The organism is Streptomyces sp. SS8 (assembly GCF_054072955.1).
Genome location: NZ_JBSVCZ010000011.1, coordinates 96,480 through 119,594, shown reverse-complemented (window position 1 = coordinate 119,594; position 23,115 = coordinate 96,480). Strand labels below are relative to the sequence as shown.

Below are 23,115 nucleotides of genomic sequence, written 5' to 3'. Positions count from 1 at the left end.
CGGGGTGGTCCGGGCGGCGGCCGGTGGTGGCGGCTCGGGGGCTGGGCGGGTGGTGGAAGGGCGGGGCAGGGGGGTGCCGGTCGTCGTAGGCTGGGACCCCCGGCCCGCTCGGCGTGTCGGGTTGTTGGTGTTGTCCGGGGCGCCGGTGCGGGTGCCTTTGTTGTCCAGCCTCTGGGATGGAACGTCTCGATGAGTCTCACCGGTCTTCTTGATGCGGTCGTGGTGGATCCGGCGCTGGCGGAGGCGGTGCGGGCCGCTGCGGAGGGGCGTCGGCGCGAGGTGGATCTGGTGGGTCCGCCGGCGGCGCGGCCGTTCGTGGTGGCGGCGCTGGCGCGGTCGTCGGGGCGTCCGGTGCTGGCGGTGACGGCGACGGGGCGTGAGGCGGAGGATCTGGCTTCGGCGCTGCGGTCGCTGATGCCGTCGGGCCGGGAGGGCGAGGTGGTGGAGTTCCCGGCGTGGGAGACGCTGCCGCATGAGCGGCTCTCGCCCAGGTCGGACACGGTGGGGCGCAGGCTGGCGGTGTTGCGCAGGCTGGCGCATCCGAGTGCGGACGATCCGTCGGCGGGGCCGGTGAGTGTGGTGGTGGCTCCGGTGCGGTCGGTGCTGCAGCCGCAGGTGAAGGGTCTGGGGGACCTGGAGCCGGTGGGGCTGCGTGCGGGGCAGCAGGTGGAGCTGGACGCGGTGGTGGACGCGCTGGGGGCGGCGGCGTACGCGCGGGTGGAGCTGGTGGAGAAGCGGGGTGAGTTCGCCGTCCGGGGCGGGATTCTGGATGTGTTCCCGCCGACGGAGGAGCATCCGCTGCGGGTGGAGTTCTGGGGGGACGAGGTCGAGGAGATCCGTTACTTCAAGGTGGCCGATCAGCGGTCGCTGGAGGTGGCGGAGCACGGGTTGTGGGCGCCGCCGTGCCGTGAGCTGCTGCTGACGGATCAGGTGCGGGCGCGGGCGGCGGAGCTGGCCGGGGCGCATCCGGAGCTGGGCGAGCTGCTGGGGAAGATCGCCGAGGGTGTCGCGGTGGAGGGGATGGAGTCCCTGGCGCCGGTGCTGGTGGACGACATGGAGTTGCTGCTGGACGTGATGCCGTCGGGGAGCATGGCGGTGGTGTGCGATCCGGAGCGGGTGCGTACGCGGGCGGCGGATCTGGTGGCGACCAGCCAGGAGTTTCTGCAGGCGTCGTGGGCGGCTTCGGCGGGTGGGGGTGATGCGCCGGTCGATGTGGGTGCGGCGTCGCTGTGGGGGATCGCGGATGTGCGGGACCGGGCGCGTGAGCTGGGGATGCCGTGGTGGTCGGTGAGTCCCTTCGCGCTGGGTTCCGCGGAGGCCGGGGGGGCCGGGGACGCGGGGCCGGGGGCGGATTCGCTGACGCTGGGGATGCGGGCTCCGGAGAGTTACCGGGGGGACACGGCGCGGGCGCTGGCGGACACCAAGGGGTGGTTGGCGGACGGCTGGCGGTGTGTGTTCCTGACGGAGGGGCACGGTCCGGCGGCGCGCACGGTGGAGGTGCTGGGGGGTGAGGGGATCGCGGCGCGGCTGGAGCCGGAGCTGGGGGAGATCGCCCCGTCGGTGGTGCATGTGTCGTGCGGGACGCTGGAGAGCGGGTTCGTCGATCCGGGTCTGCGGCTGGCGGTGCTGACGGAGACGGATCTGTCCGGTCAGAAGGCGGCGAGCCGGGATCTGGGGCGGATGCCGGCGCGGCGGCGCAAGACGATCGATCCGCTGACGTTGCAGCCGGGTGACTACATCGTGCACGAGCAGCACGGTGTGGGCCGGTACGTGGAGATGGTGCAGCGCACGGTGCAGGGTGCGACGCGCGAGTATCTGCTGGTGGAGTACGCGCCGGCGAAGCGGGGGCAGCCGGGGGACCGGTTGTTCGTGCCGACGGACCAGCTGGAGCAGATCACCAAGTACGTGGGTGGTGAGCAGCCGTCGCTGCACCGGCTGGGGGGTGCGGACTGGACGAAGACGAAGGCGCGGGCGAAGAAGGCGGTCAAGGAGATCGCCGCGGATCTGATCCGGCTGTACTCGGCGCGGATGGCCGCTCCGGGGCACGCGTTCGGTGCGGATTCCCCGTGGCAGCGGGAGCTGGAGGACGCGTTCCCGTATGTGGAGACGCCCGATCAGCTGACCACGATCGCCGAGGTGAAGGAGGACATGGAGAAGTCGGTTCCGATGGACCGGCTGATCTGCGGCGATGTGGGTTACGGCAAGACGGAGATCGCGGTGCGGGCGGCGTTCAAGGCGGTGCAGGACGGCAAGCAGGTGGCCGTGCTGGTGCCGACGACGCTGCTGGTGCAGCAGCATTTCGGGACGTTCTCGGAGCGGTACGCGCAGTTTCCGGTGAAGGTGCGGGCGCTGTCGCGGTTCCAGTCGGAGGCGGAGGCGAAGGCGGTCCTGGAGGGGTTGCGGGACGGCTCGGTGGACGTGGTGATCGGCACGCACCGGCTGTTCTCGTCGGAGACGAGGTTCAAGGACCTGGGTCTGGTGATCGTCGACGAGGAGCAGCGTTTCGGTGTGGAGCACAAGGAGCAGTTGAAGAAGCTGCGGGCGAACGTGGATGTGCTGACGATGTCGGCGACGCCGATTCCGCGGACGCTGGAGATGGCGGTCACGGGCATCCGGGAGATGTCGACGATCACCACGCCGCCGGAGGAGCGGCATCCGGTGCTGACGTTCGTGGGCCCGTACGAGGAGCGGCAGATCGGTGCGGCGATCCGGCGTGAGCTGCTGCGCGAGGGCCAGGTGTTCTACATCCACAACCGGGTGGAGTCGATCGACCGGGCGGCGGCGCGGCTGCGGCAGATCGTTCCGGAGGCGCGGATCGCCACGGCGCACGGGCAGATGTCGGAGGCGGCGCTGGAGAAGGTGGTGGTGGACTTCTGGGAGAAGAGGTTCGATGTGCTGGTCTCCACGACGATCGTGGAGTCGGGTATCGACATCTCCAACGCCAACACGCTGATCGTGGAGCGTGGGGACATGTTCGGGCTGTCCCAGCTGCACCAGTTGCGGGGCCGGGTGGGCCGTGGCCGGGAGCGGGGGTACGCGTACTTCCTGTATCCGCCGGAGAGGCCGCTGACGGAAACGGCGCACGAGCGGCTGGCGACGATCGCGCAGCACACGGAGATGGGCGCGGGCATGTACGTGGCGATGAAGGACCTGGAGATCCGAGGGGCGGGCAATCTGCTGGGCGGGGAGCAGTCGGGCCACATCGCGGGGGTCGGTTTCGACCTGTACGTGCGGATGGTGGGGGAGGCGGTGGCCGACTACCGGGCGGCGCTGGAGTCCGGTGGCTCCGGGGGCGCGGCGGAGGAGGCGCCGCTGGAGGTGCGGATCGAGCTTCCGGTGGACGCGCATGTGCCGCACGACTACGTGCCCGGGGAGCGGCTGCGGTTGCAGGCGTACCGGGCGATCGCGTCGGCGAACTCGGAGGAGGAGATCGCGGCGGTGCGCGAGGAGCTGGCCGACCGCTACGGTCCGCTGCCGGAGCCGGTGGAGAACCTGCTGCTGGTGGCGGGGCTGCGGATGCTGGCGCGTTCCTTCAGGGTCACCGACATCACACTGCAGGGTTCGAACGTGCGGTTCGGGCCGGTGGAGCTGCGGGAGTCGCAGGAGCTGCGGCTGAAGCGGCTGTATCCGCGGTCGGTGGTGAAGGCGGCGGCGCGGCAGGTGCTGGTGCCGCGTCCGGCGACGGCGCGGATCGGGGGGAAGCCGGTGGTGGGGCGCGAACTGCTGGCGTGGACGGGAGAGTTCCTGACCACGGTGCTGGGCTGACCGGCGGGCCGGTGCGGGGGCTGTTCCGGAAGCCGATCATGGGAGCGTTCCCGTAGTCGGTGACCTGCGAGGACCGGCCCGGTTCGCCGGGCCGGCCGGAACGTAGGATCGGGTGTCATGGAGCAGCGAGTACTGGGCAGGACGGGCCGCGAGGTGTCCGTCGTGGGACTGGGCACCTGGCAGCTGGGTGCCGACTGGGGGCAGGTGCGCGAGGAGGACGCGCTGGCGGTGCTGGACGCCGCGGTGGAGTCCGGGGTGACGTTCTTCGACACCGCCGACGTGTACGGCGACGGCCGCAGTGAGCGGCTGATCGGCCGTTTCCTGGCGGAGCGGCCGGGGGCGGACGTGTTCGTGGCGACGAAGATGGGCCGCCGGGTGGACCAGCTGCCCGGCAACTACAACCTGGCCAACTTCCGGGCCTGGACGGACCGGTCCCGCACGAACCTGGGCGTGGAGACCCTGGATCTGGTCCAGCTGCACTGCCCGCCGTCCGAGGTGTACTCCTCCGACGAGGTGTTCGACGCGCTGGACACCCTGGTGGCGGAGAAGCGGATCGCGGCGTACGCGGTGAGTGTGGAGACCTGCGCGCAGGCGCTGGAGGCGATCGCGCGGCCGGGCACGGCGAGTGTGCAGATCATCCTCAACCCGTTCCGGCTCAAGCCTGTGGAGGAGGTCCTTCCGGCGGCGGCCGAGGCGGGGGTGGGCGTCATCGCGCGGGTGCCGCTGGCCTCGGGGCTGCTGTCGGGCCGCTACACCCGCGAGACGGTGTTCTCGCCGGACGACCACCGCAGCTTCAACCGGCACGGTGAGGCGTTCGACCAGGGCGAGACGTTCTCGGGCGTGGACTACGAGACGGGGCTTGCGGCGGCGGCGGAGTTCGCCGGGCTGGCGCCGGAGGGGATGACGCCGGCGCAGACGGCGCTGCGCTGGGTGATCCAGCAGCCGGGGGTGACCTCGGTGATCCCCGGTGCGCGCAGCACCGGGCAGGCGCGGGCGAACGCCGCGGCGGCCGGGCTGCCGCCGCTGCCGGGGCAGACGCTGGAGGCGATCGCCGCCCTGTACGACCGCAGGATCCGCGCGCAGGTGCACCACCGCTGGTAGGGGTGCCCGCGCCGTGGACGGGCGGCGGGGCCGGCCGAAGTGGATGGCGGCCGGCCCCGCCGCCCTTTTCTCCCTCTTCACACCGTCGGCACCTTACCTCCGCTTGTCTCCGCCAAGGTCCCCGATGACACCGTGTGAGTGAATGCTCACTGTTGTCCCGGGTAGCCGGAAGGACTCCTGAGGAACCGGCACGAGGGAGTTGTTTCAGTGAGCCAGGCGAACGTCTTCGTCATCGGACTGGACGAGGAGAACATCGAGACGCTGCGCGCGGTGCCGCACGCGGTGGAGTACCGCTTCCACCCCCTGCTGAGCGTCGAGGAGCTCCAGCACGGCGAGATCCCGGTGGCCGACCTGCTGGAGAAGGCGTGCAAGGAGCTGGACGCGTTCGACGGCGGCATCGACGCCATCGTCGGCTACTGGGACTTCCCCGTCAGCACGCTGGTGCCGATCCTGGCCGAGCGCTACGGGACGCGCGCCACCAGCCTGGAGTCGGTGGTCAAGTGCGAGCACAAGTACTGGAGCCGGCTGGAGCAGCGGAAGGTCGTCGACGAGCACCCGCGTTTCGCGCTGGTGGACCTGGAGGGTGAACCCCGCCCGCCCGAGGGCCTGCGTTTCCCGATGTGGCTGAAGCCGGTGAAGTCCTACTCCTCGGAGCTGGCCTTCGGGGTGAAGGACGAGGAGGAGTTCGCGGCGGCGGTGGCCGAGATCCGCGAGGGCATCACCCGTATCGGGCGGCCCTTCGAGTACGTGATGCGGCGCCTCCAGCTTCCGCCGGAGGTGGCCGAGGCCGGCGGGCAGGCATGCCTGGCCGAGGAGTCCCTCAAGGGCGTCCAGGCCGCCGTCGAGGGCTATGTGTACGACGGCGAGGTCACCGTCTACGGCGTGCTGGACTCGATCAACTACCCCGGCACCTCCTGCTTCCTGCGCCACCAGTACCCCGCCTCCCTGCCCGAGCCGGTGCAGCTGAGGCTGCGGGACGTCTCCAGGCGGGTGATCGAGCAGATCGGCATGGACTGGGCCACCTTCAGCATCGAGTACTTCTACGACGCGGCCACCGGCGAGATCAACCTGCTGGAGATCAACCCGCGCCACTCGCAGTCCCACGCCGAGCTGTTCGAGTACGTCGACGGCGTGCCCAACCACCACGCCATGCTCAGCCTGGCGATGGGCCGCGACCCGGACCTGCCCTACCGGGCGGGCCCCTACGCGGTGGCCGCCAAGTGGTACCACCGCCAGTTCGCCGACGGGCTGGTGACACGCGTGCCGACGGCCGAGGAGATCGAGCGCGTGGAGCGCGAGGTGCCCGGTGTGCGGATCACCGTCAAGCCGAGCGAGGGGCGGCGGTTGTCGGACATGCCCGGCCAGGACAGCTACAGCTTCGAGCTGGCACATGTCTTCGTCGGCGCCGACAGCGAGGAGGAGATGCGGGCCAAGTACGACCGCTGCCTGGCGATGCTGCCGTTCGAGTTCGCCGAGGAGAGCGGCGGGGACGGCGGCCGGGAGAGCGGGAGCGAGTCCGAGCAGGCCGCCTGAGCGGGCGGGGAGAGGAGGTGGTCCGGCCGTGCGCCATGTGACCAGCCTGCCGTACGCGATCAAGGAAGAGGAGCACGTGTGGATCCCCGTCTCCGACGGGACCCGCCTGGCGGCCCGGATCTGGCGGCCGGTCTCCTCCGACGGCGAACCGGTGCCCGCGGTGCTGGAGTACATCCCCTACCGCAGGCGCGATCTGACCTCGGTGCGCGACTCGATCCACCACCCCTACATCGCGGGCCACGGCTACGCCTGCGTGCGGGTGGACATCCGCGGCACCGGTGAGTCCGAGGGGGTGCTGCGCGACGAGTACCTGGAGGTGGAGCAGACCGACGCCGAGGACGTGCTGGCCTGGCTCGCCGAGCAGCCCTGGTGCGACGGGCGGACGGGGATGATGGGCATCTCCTGGGGGGCCTTCGCCGCCCTCCAGGTCGCCGCGCGCCGCCCGCCGAGCCTGGGGGCGATCGTCATCTCCTCCTTCACCGACGACCGGTACGCCGACGACATGCACTACATGGGCGGCTGCCTGCTGTCGGACAACCTGGCCGAGGCGGGCACGATGTTCGCCTACGGCACCTGCCCGCCGGACCCGGCGCTGGTGGGCGAGCGGTGGCGCGGGATGTGGCTGGAGCGGCTGGAGAACACCCGGCCGTGGGCGCTGGAGTGGCTGCGCCACCAGCGGCGCGACGACTACTGGCGGCACGCCTCGGTCTGCGAGGACTACTCGGCGGTGAACGTGCCGGTGCTGGCCTCCAGCGGCTGGGCGGACGGCTACTCCAACGCCGTCACGCGCCTGCTGCAGAACCTGGACGTGCCCCGCAGGGGCCTGATCGGGCCGTGGTCGCACAAGTACCCGCACCTGGGGCAGCCGGGCCCGGCCGTCGGCTACCTCCAGGAGGTGGTGCGCTGGTGGGACCACTGGCTCAAGGGCGCCGACAACGGGGTGATGGAGGGGCCGATGCTGCGCGCCTGGATGCAGGAGAGCGTGCCGCCGTCGACCTCGTACGAGGAGCGGCCCGGCCGCTGGGTCGGCGAGCCGTCCTGGCCGTCGCCGCACATCACCCCGACCGTGCTGCCGCTGGGCGCGCACCGCCTCCACCGGCCGGACGAGGAGCCGCACCGGGCGGAGCTGACGGTGCAGTCGCCGCTGTCGGTGGGCCAGTTCGCCGGCAAGTGGGCCTCCTACAACGCGCCGCCCGACCTGCCCTACGACCAGCGAGAGGAGGACGGCGGGTCGATGGTCTTCGACACCGAGCCGCTGACCGAGCGGGTGGAGGTCCTGGGCGCGCCGAGCGTGGAGCTGGAGCTGTCGGTGAGCGAGCCGGTGGCGATGGTCGCGGCCCGTCTGTCGGACGTGGCCCCCGACGGCCGCGCCACCCGCGTCACCTACGGGCTGCTCAACCTCACCCGGCTGGGCGGCCACGAGGCGGAGCCCGCGCCGCTTCAGCCCGGCCGCCGCTACCGGGCGACGGTGCAGCTCAACGGTGTGGCGCAGGTCTTCCCGCCGGGCCACCGCATCCGGCTGTCGCTGTCGACGTCGTACTGGCCGCTGGCCTGGCCGCCGCCGCGCCCGGCGCTGCTGAGCGTGTACGCGCCCGGCAGTTCCCTGACGCTGCCGGTGCGCCCGGTGGCGGAGTCCGACGAGGTGACCGGGGAGCCGTTCGGCGAGCCCGAGGGCGCCGAGCCGATCCGCACCCGCCAGGTCGAGCCGCCCGAGCAGCGCTGGGAGGTCTCCCGGAATCTGGTGGACTACGGGTCGGCGCTGGAGATCGTCAAGGACGGCGGGACGGTCCACTTCGAGGACATCGACCTGGACGTGCACCGCCGCGCCTACGAGCGCTACGACTCGGCGGCCGACGACTTCACCTCGGTGCGCGGTGAGTCGCAGTGGACGATGGAGTTCTCGCGCGGCGACTGGAACGCGCGGACGGTGACCCGCACGGTGCTCAGCTGCACCGAGGAGGAGTTCGTGCTCGACGCCACCCTCGACGGATACGAGGGGGAGCGCCGGGTGTTCTCCCGCACCTGGAACGAGACGCTGCCCCGCGACCACGTCTGACCGCGCCGACCGCGCCCCTCCCCTCCCTCCCGGGCCGGGCTCTCCCGGGCCGGGAGGGAGGGGAGGGAGGGGAGGGGAAGCCGGGTGCCGGGGCTCAGAGCTCGAGCGACCACTGGGCCGGCTCGGTGGTGAAGTCCAGCAGGTCGACCTCGACATCGAGGTTCCCGGCACTGGCGGGGGCGTCGAAGGCGAACCGCGCGGTGGCCTTCCTGCCCGGCAGCAGGGTGCCCTCGAAACCGGAGCCGATCTCGTCGTCGAAGACCTGCTCGGCCTCCACACCGTTCTCGCCGGCGCGGGCGGAGAGGGTGATCAGGCCGATGTCGGTCTTCTTGTCGCCGGTGTTCTCCAGGGTGACGGTGATCTGGTGGGCCTTGTTGCCCTCGGTGTGGCCGAGGGCGTACTCGCCCGGGGTGTAGGAGGAGGCCTCGGAGACGGTGATCCGCAGGCCGCTGCTGTAGGAGGCGGTGTCGCCCGCGGACAGCGGGCCGTCCCCGCGCTCCTGCCCGGCCCCGGAGTCCTTGGCGTCCCCGGCGTCCTTGGAGTCCTCCCCCTTCGAGTCACCGCCGGACGAGGCCTTGGTGACGGCCGGCTCCTCGGCCGCCCCGCAGGCGGTCAGGCCACCCATGGCGAGGACGGCGACGGCCGCGGCGGCGATCAGGCGCTTGCGGGCGGTGCGGGACTGCTGTGCGGGCATGCGGGAACCTTCCGGGCATGCCGGGCCGGGCGGCCCGGACCTTCGAATCGGTGCGACCACTACAGCAAACCTTGTGAATAGAGTCAACCGACGTAGAGTTGCCCGGTGAAGTCAACTCTTGTTGTAGGCGTTCGGGCTGTCACGAACCTGCTCGGGCGCTCGGCGCGGGGAGGAACCGGCCCGATGGCGGACGAGGCGACACGGGCCGGCGGGGCCGCGGCCGCCGGGCCGGCCGGGGGCGAGCACCCGCCGCGCGCCCACGGCGGTCCTCCCGAACCTCCCGAACCTCTCGAAGCGATGTTGCCCGAGCGGGTCTGGCGGGAGATCGCCGGAGCCCCCGGCGGAGCCACCGCCGCCCTGGTGCGCGCCGGCGAGGAGCTGCTGCTGGGCGGCGGGCGGCCCGTTCCCGGCCCGCTCGGTGAACTCGCCGGTGGGCTCGGGGCCTGCGGGGCGTACTCCTTCCTGCTCGACCGCCACCTCGCCCCCGTCCCGCCCGGCGCCGCCGCGCTGATGGCCGCCCTGGCCGGCCCCGCGGCCACCGTGCTCGACCCCGTCTGCGGGTCCGGCGCCCTGCTCGCAGCCGCCTTCGCGTCCGCCGCCCCCGGATCCGGCGGCCGCGCCCGGCCCGCACGGCTGTACGGCCAGGAGGCGGACCCGCATCTCGCCCGGCTCGCAGCCCTCCGCCTCGCGCTGCTCGGCGCCACCGCGCAGGTGCGCGCTGGCGACGCCCTGCGCGGCCCCGGCCCGGGCGCGGACGGCCCCGGCACGCTCGTGGACGCCGTGCTCTGCCGGCCGCCGTCCGGTGAACGTGACTGGGGATACGAGGAGTTGGCGTACGACCCCCGCTGGGAGTACGGGCTGCCCGCGCGCGCCGAGTCCGAACTGGCCTGGGCGCAGCACTGCCTGTCCCGGCTGCGGCCGGGTGGCACCGCCGTGCTGCTGATGCCCCCCACCGCCGCCTCCCGGCGCACGGGCCGCCGGGTGCGTGCCGCCCTGCTGCGCCGGGGAGCGCTGCGCGCGGTCGTCGCGCTGTCCGCGGCGGCCGCACGCCCGGACGATCCCCCGCCGCACCTGTGGGTGCTGCGCAGACCGGGCGGACCGGAGGACGCCCCCGCACCCGTGCCACGGCTCCTGCTCGTCGACGCCGGGGCCCGCCGCCGGGCCGGGGAAGAAGGCCGGACGCCGCCGTGGGAGGAGGCGTGCCGCACCGTGCTGGAGGCCTGGCGGGCCTTCGAAAGCCGCGGTGACATTCCCGGGGAGCCCGGCGTCAGCGCCTGCGCCGCCGTCATCGGCCTGCTCGACGAGCACGTGGACGTATCGCCCGGCCGGCACGTGCCCGCTGCCGGGGGGACCACCGCCCCGGACTGAGGGCCGGGCCGGGACGCGGCCGGGCATCGGAACGGTATCGGCCGGCGAACACCGGACCGTACTGTCCGCGTCGGTGTATACCCTTCGCACCGAACGACGTCGCAACAGGGAGTCAGAGCGCTGATGTACGGTCCGCCGGCCACCCCGCCCCCCGCACCGTCCCGCCGCGGGCCCGGGGCCGGGGGCATCGCGCTGCGAGTGCTCTTCGCCTCCTTCCCGGTGTGGTCGCTGGGGCTGCTGGCCTGGGTCCCGTCGCTGCGCTTCGCGATCATCCGCAGAAGGCCCCTGGACTGGGCGGTCCTCGCGGTGAGCGTGGTGCTGACCGTGGTCTACGTGGTGCTGCTGGTCAACGTCCCCGAGAGCGAGCCGGGCGAGGACGGCACGGCCCAGGCCGGGGCCGGTCTGTACATATTCCTGCTGATCGTCGGCTCCGTGGTCCACGCCGTCCTCGGCGACCGCTTCCCGCGCGATCCCGCCCCGTACCGGGCGGCCGCGCCCGTGCCGGGCGCCCCTCTGCCGGGCACTCCTCCGCGGGGCGGCCCCCACGCATCCGCCTACCCGGCCCCGCCCGCCCCCGGGTTCGCCGAGGCGCCCACCGCCTACGGCCACCCGCGGCCCCCGGCGTACGGCTACCCCCAGCAGCCGCAGGTCCAGCCTCAGCCCCAGTCCCCGCCCGCACAGCCCCCGCAGTCGCCGCGCATGCGCCAGGTCGCCTCCGAGCTGGACGAACTCGGCGAACTGCTGCGGGGGCGCGACGGGCACGAGGACGGACACGGTGGCGGGCACGGCGGCGACGGACGGTACGGCCGGTGAACGGACGCCTGATCTCCGGCCGCTACCAGCTGACCGAACCGCTGGGCCGGGGCGCCATGGGCCAGGTCTGGGGCGGCCACGACCTCGGTCTCGGCGGCCGCCGGGTCGCCGTGAAGCTGATGCACTCCGGACAGGTCGCCTCCCTGTCCGGCGGTACGGACCCGGAGGAGCTGCGCGAGCGGTTCGAGCGCGAGTGCCGCGTCACCGCCCAGATCGACCACCCCGGCCTGGTCGCCGTCCACGACGCGGGCCGGGACGGCGACGAGCTGTACCTGGTGATGCAGCGCCTGGAGGGCAGCGACCTGCGCGACCACCTCGCCGAGCGGGAGCCCTACCCGCCGCAGTGGGCCGTGGCCGTCGCCGCCCAGATGTGCTCGGCCCTGGCGGCCGTGCACGAGGTCGGCATCGTCCACCGGGACCTCAAGCCGGGCAACGCCATCGTGCGGCCCGACGGCCGGGTGGTCATCCTCGACCTGGGCATCGCGGCCGTGCGGTCGGCCGGGGACACCACCCGGCTGACCCGCACCGGCTCCCTCATCGGCACCCCCGTCTACATGGCGCCCGAGCAGGCCATGGGCGGCAGCCCCGTCGGCCCCCGCTCCGACCTGTACGCGCTGGGCGTGCTGCTGTACGAACTCCTCACCGGCCAGGTCCCCTTCGACGCCCCGGAGCCGACCGGGCTGCTGTACAAGAAGCTCCACCACACGCCCCCGCGGGTGCGCGAGCTGCGCCCGGACGCGCCCGCCGAGCTGGACGAGCTGGTGCGGCGGCTGCTGGACAAGGAGCCCGAGGGGCGCCCCGCGGACGCCCACGAGGTGTACGCGTCCCTCGCGCCGCTGCTGCCCCGGCCGGGACAGGGCGGCCCCGCCCTGCCGCTGGACCCGAGCCGCCCGTTCCGCCAGCCCATGGCCCCCTGGCCGCCGCGCGGCCGGGCCGCGGGGCCGCGCCCGGCTTCGGGCCCGGCGCCCACGGTGGTCGTACGGCCCTCCGTGCCCCCGCCCGGCTCCGACGCCGGTCCCGGGTACGGCGCCCCGCCGCCGTCCGCACCCGGCTCCCTCACCGGTCCCGGGCCCGCCCCCGGCTTCGGACCGCCCCCGCCGCAGGCCGGTCTGGGCGCCACCCTGGAGGAGGTCCGCGCCCTGCTCTCCTCCGGCCACTACACGCGTGTCGCCGACCTCCTCGGCGACGCCCTCCCGGCCGCCGTCGCCGAGCACGGGGCGCACTCGCCCGTCGTCCGCAGCCTGCGCAAGCAGTACGCGACGGTGCTGCTGGACACCGGCCAGTACGCGCGGGCGCTGCCCGAGATCAGCCGGCTCGCCCAGGAGTACACCGCCGAACGCGGCCCGCACGACCCGGTGGTCGTCCAGCTCCGCCAGGACGAGGCGCTGTGCCTGGAGCGGCTCGGCCGCTGACCGGCCCGGCCGGACCCCGGCCGGGCGGCTCGCCGGGCAGCCCGCCGGGAGGCCATCCACCGGACGTACGTTCAGAGTTCACCCGGGTGTCCCCTCGACGGCACCCGGCGTGACCGGCGCGTGACTAGCCTCCGCCCGAGGGGCCGGCGGCCGTGGACCGCGGGCGTCCGGCCCGCCGCCCTGTCCGCAGCGTCTGGAAACCACGTGCCGAAGCTCTCAGTGATCGTCCCCTTCCACAACGTCCAGGAGTACGCGCAGGACACCCTGCGCAGCCTCGCGGCCAACGCGCGGCCGGGTACGGAGTTCGTCCTGGTCGACGACTGCTCCACGGACGCCACCGCGGAGATCCTCGACCGGGCAGTGAAGGACCTGCCGCGCGCCCGGCTGGTGCGGCACGAGGAGAACCGGGGGATCGCGCAGGCCCGCAACACCGGCATCGAGGCCGCCGAGGGCGAGTACCTGACCTTCCTCGACGGCGACGACTGGTACGCGCCCGGCCATCTGCGGGAGCTGCTCCACGCCGCCGAGGAGCTGGACTGCGACTTCGTGCGCACCGACCACGTGCAGTCCACCGGACGCGACCGCACCGTCAAGCGGGCCCCGGCGCGGCGGCGGGACGCGGTGCTGAGCACCCGGGACGCCATCGCGCCGGCCGAGATGGAGACGATGGTGGACTATCCCTTCGTCTGGGCCGGGATCTACCGGCGCGGCCTGTTCGAGACCGGCGGCGACGGCCTGGGCATGCGGTTCACCACCCATCTGCGCACCGCCGAGGACCGCGTCTTCGTGTGGCAGCTCCACCTGCGGGCGAAGACGTTCGCGACGGTCGGCCTGCTCGGCGTCTTCTACCGGCGCGGGGTCACCACCTCGCTGACCCAGATCCGCGACGCCCGGCAACTGGACTTCATACCGGCCCACGACCTGATCCTGGCCGAGGTGGCCGCCGACCGGGAGGCGGAGCGCTTCCTGCCCAAGATCGTGCGGACCTACTGCGCCATGATCGCCTTCCACGCGGTGAACGCCCACCGCTACGAGCCCGCCGCCGCGCGGCGGCTGAAGCACGAGTCGGCGGCGGCGCTGCGCCGGATGCCGCGCGAGGTGCTGGAGCGGACCCTGACGTCGATGGACCACGAGCGCGCCAGAACGCTGCGGCGGCTGCTGGGCGGCACGGCACGGAAGGCGGCCTGACATGGCTGGCACCACGGACACCACCGGCACCACCGGCGGCGGGAGCGGAAGCGGCGCGGACGGGGGCGGCCGCGTCCAGATCTTCGAGGTCTCCACCCTCTACGGCGCCGCCACGCTCGCCGCCGCCCTGGACGCGGGCCTGTTCGGGCCGTGGCACCGGACGCGGCGCGTACTGCTGGTCTCCAACAACGCCGAGGTGCCCGAGACCGCCTCCCGGCTGGACGGCATGCGCGGCTGGCGCCGGCTGGCCGCCCGCTTCGACCGGGTGGTCGACTGGAACGACGCCATCCGCCCCCACCACCCCAGCACCTGGGGCCCGGCGGGCAACGACTGCCCGCTGTGGGAGCGGATGTTCCGCGCGAGCTGGGACCTGGGCGACGGGCCGGTCGACCTCGTCGTGGAGTCCGTGCACGTCAGCCCGGCCAGAGCGCTGGCCTCGATTTTCGCGAGCGCCTCCGTCCACGTCTACGCCGACGGCCTGATGAGCTACGGCCCCACCCGCGAGAAGCTGCCGCAGGCCCTGGCCTGCCGCATCCAGCGGCTGCTCCACCTCGATCTGGTGCCCGGCCTGACGCCGCTGCTGCTGACCGAGTACGGGGTGCCGTCCGAACTGGTGCCGAACGAGGTCTTCCGCTCGGTCCTGGACGAACTCGACGACACCGCCGCGGGGGACGACGACCTGGCCGCCGAACTCGACCCGGACGGCGAGGGCATGCCCACCGCCGTGCTGCTGGGTCAGTATCTGGCGGCGCTGGGCATCCTCACCGCGGACGAGGAGGAGGCGCTGCACGAGCGGATGCTGCGCGGCGCCGCCGCGGCCGGGCACCGCACGGTCCTCTTCAAGCCCCACCCCACCGCGCCCGCCCGCTACTCCAGGGTGCTGGACAAGGCCGCCGCCGACACCGGCGTGCGGCTGGTGGTGCCCAAGCGGCCGATGCTGGCCGAGACCGTCTTCCGGCGGTGCCGCCCGAAGCTTGTCGTGGGCTGCTTCTCCACCGCGCTGCTCACCGCCTCCGCCCTGTACGGCGTGCCCGTCGCCCGGGTGGGCACCGGGCCGCTGCTGGACCGGCTGACGCCGTACCAGAACAGCAACCGCGTCCCGCTGACCCTCGTCGACGCCCTCGTGCCCGACCTGGAGGCCCCGGGGGAGGGGGAGGGCCCGCGCGGCGAGGCGGTCACCGGGTCCGCGGAGGCGGTGCGGCGGGCCGAGCCGCTGGTGCGGGCCGTCGGGTACTGCATGCAGGCCGAGCGTTACCCCGCGCTGCGGGCCGAGGCCGAGGCGTGGCTGGCGGCCCATCTGGACGACACCACGGTCCGCTACTTCAAGCGGCGCCGGCTGACCGCGCTCGGCCTGCCCGGGGGGCTCGCGCCCGGTCTGGTGCGCCGTCTGCCGGGCAGTGACCACGCGCTGCGCGCCGCGCGCCGGGTCAGGCGGGCGGCGGCCGCCCGCGCCCGCGGGAAGTGAGCGGACCGGAGACCCGGAACACCGGGGCCGGGCCGGGGCCGTGGTCCGGCCCCGGTCCGGCCCCGGGATTCGTGTGGCCGTGCGGCCGTGAGCCGGGCCCGACGCGCCTTCGAACCGCACCCGGACCGCGCCCGGACAGGACCGCGGGCCACGCGCCGAGAACCGGCACGGGGGCCGGGCCGGCTAACCCAGATACCTGCGCAGCCCCAGCCGCCCCCACAGCAGGCTCGCGCCGAACGACACCACGACCGTGGCGGCCAGCAGCACCACGAACAGCGGCCCGGCCACCGCTCCCGGCACGTCCGCGGAGACCAGCGGCTCCACGATCGCCGAGATCACCATCACATGCACCATGTAGGCGCCCAGCGCCGCCCCGGCCAGCTTCGACAGCGACGGGACCCACCGCCGCGGCACCCGCACCCGGGTGACCATGAGCAGCACACAGCCGGTCATGACGGCGACCAGGAGGTGCGCGTTGGGGATCACGTAGTGGACCCGCGTGTGGTACCAGAGCACCCCGGCCGCCGTCAGCGCCATCGGCACCGCCCACACCCACCGCCGTCCCGCCAGGCGGCCCAGGGCCCCGGCCGGCAGGGCGAACAGCATCGCGCCGCCCAGCGCGTACGCCACCTGGTAGACGCCGAAGCCCCAGCCGAAGCGCGGCAGGTCCCAGCCGGTCCACCGCTCCAGGTCGCCCATCAGGGAGGGCGCCGACGCGAGCACCAGCAGCGCCGCGCCCAGGCCCCACGGCCGCTTCCCGGCCCGCACGAGCACCACGAAGGCCAGGGCGGCGATCAGCGGGATGTAGGCGTACATGAACCACAGGTGGTACGCGGGCCGCACCGACCCGAACAGGGCCTCCACCGCCAGCCGCGACACCGGCCCGTCGTTGGTGCCCCACGCCCGGCCCCACAGCAGGTACAGGGCGCTCCAGACGAACAGCGGCACCGAGTTGCGCACGATCCGCTGCCACATGCGGCGGCTGTCGCGCGGCGGTGCGCCGACCAGCACCGCCCATCCCGCGATGGCGAAGTACATCGGCACCGCGAACGGGTTGAACGCCTCCACGACGTGCCCGGTCCAGTAGGCGCCGGGCCCGTTCGCCTCCTGCCGGTCGACCGCGGCGATGAACACCCCGCCGACGTGGCCCAGCATCACCGCGACCGAGCAGATCAGCCGCATCAGGTCGATGTCGTGCCGGTGCTCGCGCGGTGCGGGCCCGGAAGCGGGCCCGGCTCCGGGAGCGGGGGAGGACGAGTGGGCGGCGGGCGCCGGAACCCCGGGGAGGGCCGCTTCCCGCGTGAGGTCGCTCTGCCCGGAGCCCGCGCCGGCGTCGGGGCCGCGCTCCGGGGACTGCACGGCTGTTTCGTTGGACACGGGGGCCACTCTCGGGCACCCGGGTGTACGGAACGGTAACGACCGGCGAACACTGCCCGAGCCACCCCCGCCCCGCCCCGCCCCGCCGTCCGTCCCGCGGCCCGTACCGCCGTCCGGCCCCGGGACGAGCGGTACGTATCCCCCAGGCCGCCCGCTCGTTTGCCGAAACAGTGCCGAAACGGTGGTGGGAGTCACGCCGACTGCCTAGCATCGATCATCGCCGGGACGGCATTGCACAGGTGTTCCCCAGCACCGTCCACACCACCCGTTCCACAGCCGCACTCAGGAGGCTCAATGTTCCGCCGCAGGACCTCGCTCTCCCTCTCAGCCGCGGCGGCGGTGCTCGTCGCGGCGCCGCTGCTGACCGCGTGCGGCAGCGAAGCCCACCCGGGTGCGGCGGCCGTCGTCGGCGGCGAGCGGATCACCATGGAGCAGGTGCAGTCGCAGGTGCGGGCCGTACGGGCCGCGCAGGGCGAGTCGGACCGTGGCTCCGAGCTGATCCGGAACACCGAGCAGCTCACCCGCGGCACGGTCGGTTCCCTGGTCTTCGAGCGGGTGCTGGAGCGGGCCGCCGAGGACGCCGGGGTGACGGTGAACCGCGGCGAGGTCCAGCGGGCGCGCGAGGAGGCCGAGCGCAACGTGGGCGGTCCCGAGCAGCTGGAGGCGATGATGCTCCAGCAGCGGGCCGTGGCCCCCGACGAGATCGACCAGGCGGTCCGCTCCCAGCTGCTGGTCCAGAAACTGGCCGGGAAGCTGGGCGCCAACCTCCAGACGCCGCAGGGCCAGCAGGAGATCACGCAGGCGCTGACGGAGGCCTCCGAGAAGCTGGACGTGACCGTCAACCCGCGCTTCGGCGCCTGGGACGACAAGCAGATCACCCTGACCGACGCCGAGGAGCCGTGGATCAGGAACGTCTCCGACCCCGAGCCGCAGCAGCCCGCCTGACGGCCGCCTCCGAACCGGCCCGCCGGTCCTCGCCGACGGTTCCGTCACTGTTCACCCGGAAGCCGACGCGGCGTCACGCGCGCCGCGCGGCGGTCGGGCACTGTTCGGCCTCCCGCCGCCGAACAGTGGAGAGACATGAGGACGAAGAGGCCCGGGGCCGCGCCGCGGGCGTGGCCGGGGATCCCGCGCCTGCGGCCGGGCGCCGCGCGCGAGGCCGAGGCGCGCACCGCGCTCACCGGATGCGTCCGCGCCTGTGCGGACCGGCTCGCCGAACTCACCGGGCCGTCCGCCGGGCCCGGCGGACGGCCGGATCCGGGGCGCACCCGTCTGGTCGCCGCGTTCGCCGCCCTGGTCGCCGCGCACACCGCCCGCGCCGAGACCACCGGGCGCTCCTCCGGCCCGGCCGCGGACAGGGCGGGCAAGGAGGCCTTCGACACCCTGCTGCGCGCCGGTGACGCGGCGCTCGACGCGGCGTTCGGCGCGGGGGCGCGCCCGGCGGGGGAGACGGCCGGACGCGCAGCCGGGCACACCGCGGCGGACGCCCGCGACCTCCGGCTCGCCCTCCTCCTGTCCGACACCGCCCTGACCGTCCGCCGCAACTCCAGGGCCGCCTGGCTGCTGCGCGCCCGCGCCCTGGAGGGACTGGGACGCCGCGCCGAGGCCGCCGGGGCGTACGAGCGCCACCTCGCCCTGTCCGAACCGGGTCCGGGCGCCCGTGCCGTCGCCGCCCACCTGGTCACGCTCACCGAGCGGCAGAAGTGCCTGACCGACGCCCTGCGGCTGTTCCCCGCCGACGACTGCTCCCAGGCCCGCGCCTTCGCCGGGGCTGCCGGGGGCGACCTGCCCGCGGCCGAGGTCCGCGCCGCCTTCACCGCCTACATGGACCACCGGCTGCGCGAGCGCGGCGCGGCCGACCCCGCCGTACGGGACCTCGCCGCGCTGTACGCCGCGTACTGCCGACTGGACGGGCGGGACCGGATGCCCGACCCCCTCCTCGGCGGCGGGAGCGGCAGGGGCGAGGGCGCCGGCGACGGGGAGCCGCTCGCGGTGGGCGACCTGCGCAACGCCGTGGCGGGCCGGACGGTGTGCCTGGTGGCGAACAGCCCCCGGCTCGCCGACCACGTGCCGGACGCCGGGATCGACGCCTACGACCTCGTCGTCCGCTGCGACGCCTTCCCCCTGGACGCCCCAGGAGCCGGGGAGCGCACCGACATCCACGCCCTCTCCCACCGCACCACCGCGCGCCTGGACCACCGGGTCGGCGTCCGGCTGGTGTTCGGCGATCCGGCCGAGGAGTGGCTGAGCGCGGTACGGCGGCTGGTCCCCGGCGCGCAGCGCCGTGTCGGCGACGCCTCGCTCCGCCACCCGGTGACCGATCCGGCGCTGATCGGCGAGAGCGCCGCGGACCCCGGCCCGACCACCGCCTTCACGGTGCTGCGGCTGCTGGACTTTCTGGACGTCTGCCCGGTCGTCGACCTGATCGGCTTCGACCTGCCGGGCCCCGGCCGGCTGCGCCCCGCCGAACGTGCCTGGGCCGAGGCCCGGGCCGAGGACAGCACACGGACGAGGATCTCCCTGCGATGACCGCCTCCCGCACCGTCGGCACCGAAGCCGCCGACGCCACCGCCGCCCTGACCGGCAGGCGCCGTATCGCCTTCGCCTGCCACGCCGACGAGGACACCCTCCCCGGCCTGCTGACCCTGCTGCGCAGCCTGGCGCTGACCAACCCCCGCGTCTGCGAGGACTTCCTCCTCCTCCACCCCGGACTGCCCGAATCCGCCCTGGACGCCGCCCGGCGCCTGCACCCCCGGATCACCGCCCGCAGGACACGGCTCGGACGGTGGGAGGCGCTGCGGGCGCACGGGTACGACACCGTGATCGTGCTGGGCCCGGACATGGTGGTGCTGGACGACATCGGCCCCCTCCTGCGGCTGCGCCACGGTGTGGGCGCGGTCCCGCAGCTCCCCATGCCCTCCGGCGAGCCCCGCGTCCAGGCGGACGAGGGCCTGCTGGTCCTCCAGAGGGAGCGTCTCGACGACTCCACCCGCGCCCTGCTGGCCGGCGACGGCGTGCCCGGATGCGTGGTGCCCCTCGACGGCCGCCACGACCTGCCCGTCCGGCGCCTGCACGGCGGTCTGCCCGTGCCCGGGGGCACGGTGGTCCTGCGGTTCGGCGGTGCGGAGGGCACGGGCGCCGGGGACGGGGAGGAGCACGCCCCGGCGGTACGCGCCCGCGCCCGCTACGAGATGGCCGACGACGACTTCCGCACCGCCTACTGCTCCCTGCCCGGCCCCAAGCACCCGGCCCTCCTCACCCACCTCGCCCGCCCCCTGCTGGAGCGTGGCGCCACCGTCGACCTGGCCCGCGCCCTCGCACTCGTCCACACCGAGGAGGGCCGCTACCGCGAGGCCGTCGAGGTGCTGCTGTCGGTCACCCCCCGGGCCGACCAGCCGCGCTTCCACGAGACGCTGGGCAGCGCGCTGATGGCCGAGTCCCGCCACGCCGAGGCCGAGACCCACCTGCTGCTGGCCACCGCCTCGCCCGCGGTCGCGCCGAAGGCGTTCAGCCGGCTCGCGCGGCTGGCGTGGCTGCGCGGCGACGACGACGCGGCCCGCGCGTACGCCCGCGAGGGGCTCGACGCCGAACCCGTCAACCGCACCTGCCGCGACCTGGCCCTGCTGCCCGGCGAGCCCGCGCCCGACGTCCCCGGCGACGGGCAGCTCGCGCATGTGGCGCTGTTCGCCTCCGGCCAGGAGAACGCCGGCGACAAGGTGCTCCCCGAGGCCGTACGGCTGTGCTTCGGCGCCGACACCGGGCCGCGCCGCTGGCTGCCGGTGCCGGTACACCGCCTCTTCGACGAGGTGGCCCTGGAGCGCGTGAACGCCCGCCGCGCCCTGGTCGTCGGCGGCGGCGGACTCTTCCTCCCCGACACCTGGCCCAACGGCAACAGCGCCTGGCAGTGGAACGTCCCCGACGCGATGCTGGAGCGGATCACCGTGCCGCTGGCGGTCCTCGCGGTCGGCTACAACGTCTTCGACGGCCAGGCGTACCGCCGCACCCGGTTCACCAAAAGCCTGCGGACCCTGGTGGAGAAGTCGGCGTTCTTCGGCCTGCGCAACCACGGCTCGGTCGAACGCGTCCGGGTGCTGCTGCCCCCCTCCCTGCGGGAGAAGGTGCGCTACCAGCCGTGCCCCACCACCGTGCTGCGCAGGCTCTCGCCCGGCTGGACCGACCCCGTGCGGCGCGACGACACCGTGCTGGTCAACTGCGCGTACGACCGCGCGGGCCTGCGCTTCGGCCACGACTACGGCCACTTCCTGACCGAGATGGCCGCCGCGGTGCGCGAGCTGGGCAAGCGCGCGGAGGTGCGGTACGCGCCCCACACGCCCGCCGACGAGCGCTTCGTGCACGACCTGCGCCGGGAGCACGGCATCGCGCTGCCCGTCGAGCCGCTCTACGACCTGCCCAACGCCGAGATCTACGAGCGCTTGCGCCGCACCCGCCTGGTCGTCGGGATGCGCGGGCACGCCGGGATGATCCCCTTCGGCTGCGGCACCCCGGTCCTCAGCCTGATCTCGCACCCCAAGCTGGCGTACTTCCTGGCCGACATCGACCGCCCCGGGTGGGGGCTGTCCGTGCACGACCGGGACCTGGGCGCGAAGCTCGCCGAGCGGGCCGCGGCCCTGCTGGACGACCACGACGCGGCGGTGGCCGACGTCCTGGGGAGGCAGCGGCTGCTGTGGGAGACCACCCGCGCCAATCTCGCCGAGCTGGAACGGTGCCTGGGTGTCCCTGTGGAGGCCGCCCGCCTCACAGGCCCCGCCTCACAGACCCCGGCGCACCCGTCCCCGCACGGGGACCGGCCCCCATCGGTTACGTTCGGGGCGTGAACCTCTCCAGCCCCGCGCCGGCCCCCGCCACCGGCCGCATCGTCCTGCTCACCACCAGCCACCGCGTCGCGCCCGGACTGCTGTCCTGGCCCGCCTGGCGGGCGTTGCGCACGGCCGACCGCGTCCTGTGCCCGGACCCCGGCCACCCGCAGCTCCCGTACGTCCGGGAGGCGGGCGTCGAGGTGGAGACCGCCCGGCCCACCGCCCGCGAACTGGTGGACGCCTGCACGGGCGCGGACGGCGGCGGCCCGGCGGGCGGGAGCGGCGACGGCGCCCCGGCGGGCGGCGGGCGGACGGTGGTGGTCCTCGCCGGCGCCGAGGGCGAACCGGAACTGACCGACGGGCTGGCCCGCATGGCCGGCTCCGGCCGTGAGGCGATGCCCGAACTGGAGCTGCTGCCCGGCTCCTACGACCTGCCCGGCGCCCGCCTGCTGGACCTGGTGCAGGTCATGGACCGCATCCGCGCCGAGTGCCCCTGGAGCGGCACCCGCACCGGCGAGGACCTGGTCAAGTACGGCGTCGAGGAGATGTACGAGCTGGTCGAGGCCATCGAGGAGGGCGACCGCGAGGCCCTGCGCGAGGAGCTGGGCGACGTGCTGCTCCAGGTGGTCTTCCACGCCCGCATCGCCCAGGACGACCCCGACGAGCCGTTCTCCGTCGACGACGTGGCCGCCACCATCGTGGAGAAGCTGGTCCACCGCCACCCCCACGTCTTCGGCGACGAGACCGCCGGGACGCCCGAGGAGGTCAAGGCGCACTGGCTGCGCACCAAGGCGGTCGAGAAGCGGCGCGAGTCGGTCACCGAGGGCATTCCGCTGGGCCAGCCCGCCCTCGCCCTGGCCGCGAAGCTGGCCGGCCGGGCCCGCGCCGCGGGCATCGACGCCCTCCCGGCCGGCGAGGGCGCCGGCTACGAACTGCTGGCCCTGGCCGCCCGCGCCGAGGCCGAGGGCACCGACCCCGAGACGGCCCTGCGGGCGGCGGCCCGCACCTACCGGGACGCCATACGGGCGGCCGAGAGCGCGCTCGGGGCGGGCACGGCGGCCCCGGGAGCCGGGGACCGGCAGGAGCCCGCCCCGGGCCGAGTGACCGGGCCGCACGGGGGTACCCGAAGGCCATGAACGGCATCTACGCAGCGGATCACATCCCACTGGCCGCTTCCGATCTGACGATCGGCATCGGTCCCCTCATCGCGGGAATCGTGGTGGCGGGCCTGCTGGTCCTGGCCGTGGTGTACGGGCTGCGCATCCTCAAGCGCGGCGACGAGGGGGTCTCCACCCCGACCGAGCGCCCGGACGAGCCGATCGTCTACGAGGACGGCGTCCGGGACGACGAGGAACTGCCCCGCGACGGCAGGCGCAGGCTCCCGTACGAGCTCCAGGAGCACGAGGACACCCACCCCGTCGACCCCGACAAGCGCCCCACCTGGAGTCCCGGCAGCAGCGGTGGCTTCGGCTCCGGCGGCCCCGGCCACACCTGATCCTCCGGCCGCACCGGGCCGTATCCGGCCG

General features: G+C 74.3%; 16 protein-coding genes. 14 read left to right on the top strand and 2 right to left on the bottom strand.

Features of this window, described 5'->3' with window-relative positions; translation table 11 throughout:
* Positions 1-189 precede the first annotated feature (189 nt).
* From mfd to ACW69E_RS13295, 4 genes are all read left to right on the top strand, one after another.
* Positions 190-3,765 carry a transcription-repair coupling factor gene (mfd, locus tag ACW69E_RS13310; protein WP_457498418.1) on the top strand — a complete coding sequence of 1,192 codons (3,576 nt, stop codon included), beginning with the start codon at positions 190-192 and terminating at the stop codon, positions 3,763-3,765.
* A 117-nt stretch (positions 3,766-3,882) separates the two neighbouring features.
* Positions 3,883-4,866 carry an aldo/keto reductase gene (locus ACW69E_RS13305; RefSeq protein ID WP_457498417.1) on the top strand — a complete coding sequence of 328 codons (984 nt, stop codon included), beginning with the start codon at positions 3,883-3,885 and terminating at the stop codon, positions 4,864-4,866.
* A 207-nt stretch (positions 4,867-5,073) separates the two neighbouring features.
* Positions 5,074-6,399 carry an ATP-grasp domain-containing protein gene (locus ACW69E_RS13300; protein ID WP_457498416.1) on the top strand — a complete coding sequence of 442 codons (1,326 nt, stop codon included), beginning with the start codon at positions 5,074-5,076 and terminating at the stop codon, positions 6,397-6,399.
* Between the two features lie 28 nt (positions 6,400-6,427).
* Entirely contained in the window at positions 6,428-8,455 is a 2,028-nt protein-coding gene (locus ACW69E_RS13295; RefSeq protein ID WP_457498415.1) for a CocE/NonD family hydrolase, read from the top strand.
* A 94-nt stretch (positions 8,456-8,549) separates the two neighbouring features.
* Here ACW69E_RS13295 and ACW69E_RS13290 read toward each other — a convergent pair whose 3' ends face one another.
* Positions 8,550-9,149: a DUF4352 domain-containing protein gene (locus tag ACW69E_RS13290; protein ID WP_457498414.1), complete on the bottom strand. Its 600-nt coding sequence runs from the start codon at positions 9,147-9,149 to the stop codon at positions 8,550-8,552.
* 183 nt (positions 9,150-9,332) lie between these two features.
* Between ACW69E_RS13290 and ACW69E_RS13285 the strand changes: the two genes are divergently transcribed.
* The 5 genes from ACW69E_RS13285 (at position 9,333) to ACW69E_RS13265 (ending at position 15,395) form a co-directional block, all read left to right on the top strand.
* Complete coding sequence (locus tag ACW69E_RS13285; RefSeq protein WP_457498413.1) at positions 9,333-10,517, top strand: N-6 DNA methylase; 1,185 nt, start codon at positions 9,333-9,335, stop codon at positions 10,515-10,517.
* A 123-nt stretch (positions 10,518-10,640) separates the two neighbouring features.
* Positions 10,641-11,330 (top strand): hypothetical protein, encoded by a 690-nt coding sequence (locus tag ACW69E_RS13280; protein WP_457498412.1) that lies wholly within the window; start codon positions 10,641-10,643, stop codon positions 11,328-11,330.
* Positions 11,327-12,742 carry a protein kinase domain-containing protein gene (locus ACW69E_RS13275; protein WP_457498411.1) on the top strand — a complete coding sequence of 472 codons (1,416 nt, stop codon included), beginning with the start codon at positions 11,327-11,329 and terminating at the stop codon, positions 12,740-12,742. The genes ACW69E_RS13280 and ACW69E_RS13275 overlap by 4 nt, the downstream gene beginning before the upstream one ends.
* 204 nt (positions 12,743-12,946) lie before the next feature.
* A complete protein-coding gene (locus ACW69E_RS13270; protein WP_457498410.1) occupies positions 12,947-13,930 on the top strand; it encodes a glycosyltransferase family 2 protein in 984 nt (327 codons plus the stop codon).
* A 1-nt stretch (position 13,931) separates the two neighbouring features.
* Positions 13,932-15,395, top strand: coding sequence for a polysialyltransferase family glycosyltransferase (locus ACW69E_RS13265; protein WP_457498409.1), 1,464 nt, complete (start codon positions 13,932-13,934; stop codon positions 15,393-15,395).
* Positions 15,396-15,578: 183 nt separating this feature from the next.
* Here the strand turns inward: ACW69E_RS13265 and ACW69E_RS13260 are convergent, their stop codons facing one another.
* The gene (locus tag ACW69E_RS13260) at positions 15,579-16,772 is read right to left on the bottom strand and encodes an acyltransferase (RefSeq protein ID WP_457498408.1); all 1,194 of its coding nucleotides are present in this window, start codon (positions 16,770-16,772) and stop codon (positions 15,579-15,581) included.
* A gap of 294 nt (positions 16,773-17,066) precedes the next feature.
* On the opposite strand from ACW69E_RS13260, the gene ACW69E_RS13255 reads away from it, so the two are divergent.
* From ACW69E_RS13255 to ACW69E_RS13235, 5 genes are all read left to right on the top strand, one after another.
* Positions 17,067-17,717 carry a SurA N-terminal domain-containing protein gene (locus ACW69E_RS13255; protein WP_457498407.1) on the top strand — a complete coding sequence of 217 codons (651 nt, stop codon included), beginning with the start codon at positions 17,067-17,069 and terminating at the stop codon, positions 17,715-17,717.
* A gap of 135 nt (positions 17,718-17,852) precedes the next feature.
* Positions 17,853-19,301, top strand: a complete 1,449-nt coding sequence (locus ACW69E_RS13250; RefSeq protein WP_457498406.1) for a hypothetical protein — start codon at positions 17,853-17,855, stop codon at positions 19,299-19,301.
* Positions 19,298-21,607: a polysaccharide pyruvyl transferase family protein gene (locus tag ACW69E_RS13245; protein WP_457498405.1), complete on the top strand. Its 2,310-nt coding sequence runs from the start codon at positions 19,298-19,300 to the stop codon at positions 21,605-21,607. Before ACW69E_RS13250 ends, ACW69E_RS13245 begins: the two co-directional genes overlap by 4 nt.
* Complete coding sequence (locus ACW69E_RS13240) at positions 21,604-22,725, top strand: MazG family protein (protein ID WP_457498404.1); 1,122 nt, start codon at positions 21,604-21,606, stop codon at positions 22,723-22,725. The genes ACW69E_RS13245 and ACW69E_RS13240 overlap by 4 nt, the downstream gene beginning before the upstream one ends.
* Positions 22,722-23,084 carry a DUF6479 family protein gene (locus tag ACW69E_RS13235; RefSeq protein WP_457498403.1) on the top strand — a complete coding sequence of 121 codons (363 nt, stop codon included), beginning with the start codon at positions 22,722-22,724 and terminating at the stop codon, positions 23,082-23,084. The genes ACW69E_RS13240 and ACW69E_RS13235 overlap by 4 nt, the downstream gene beginning before the upstream one ends.
* The last annotated feature ends 31 nt before the right edge of the window (positions 23,085-23,115 follow it).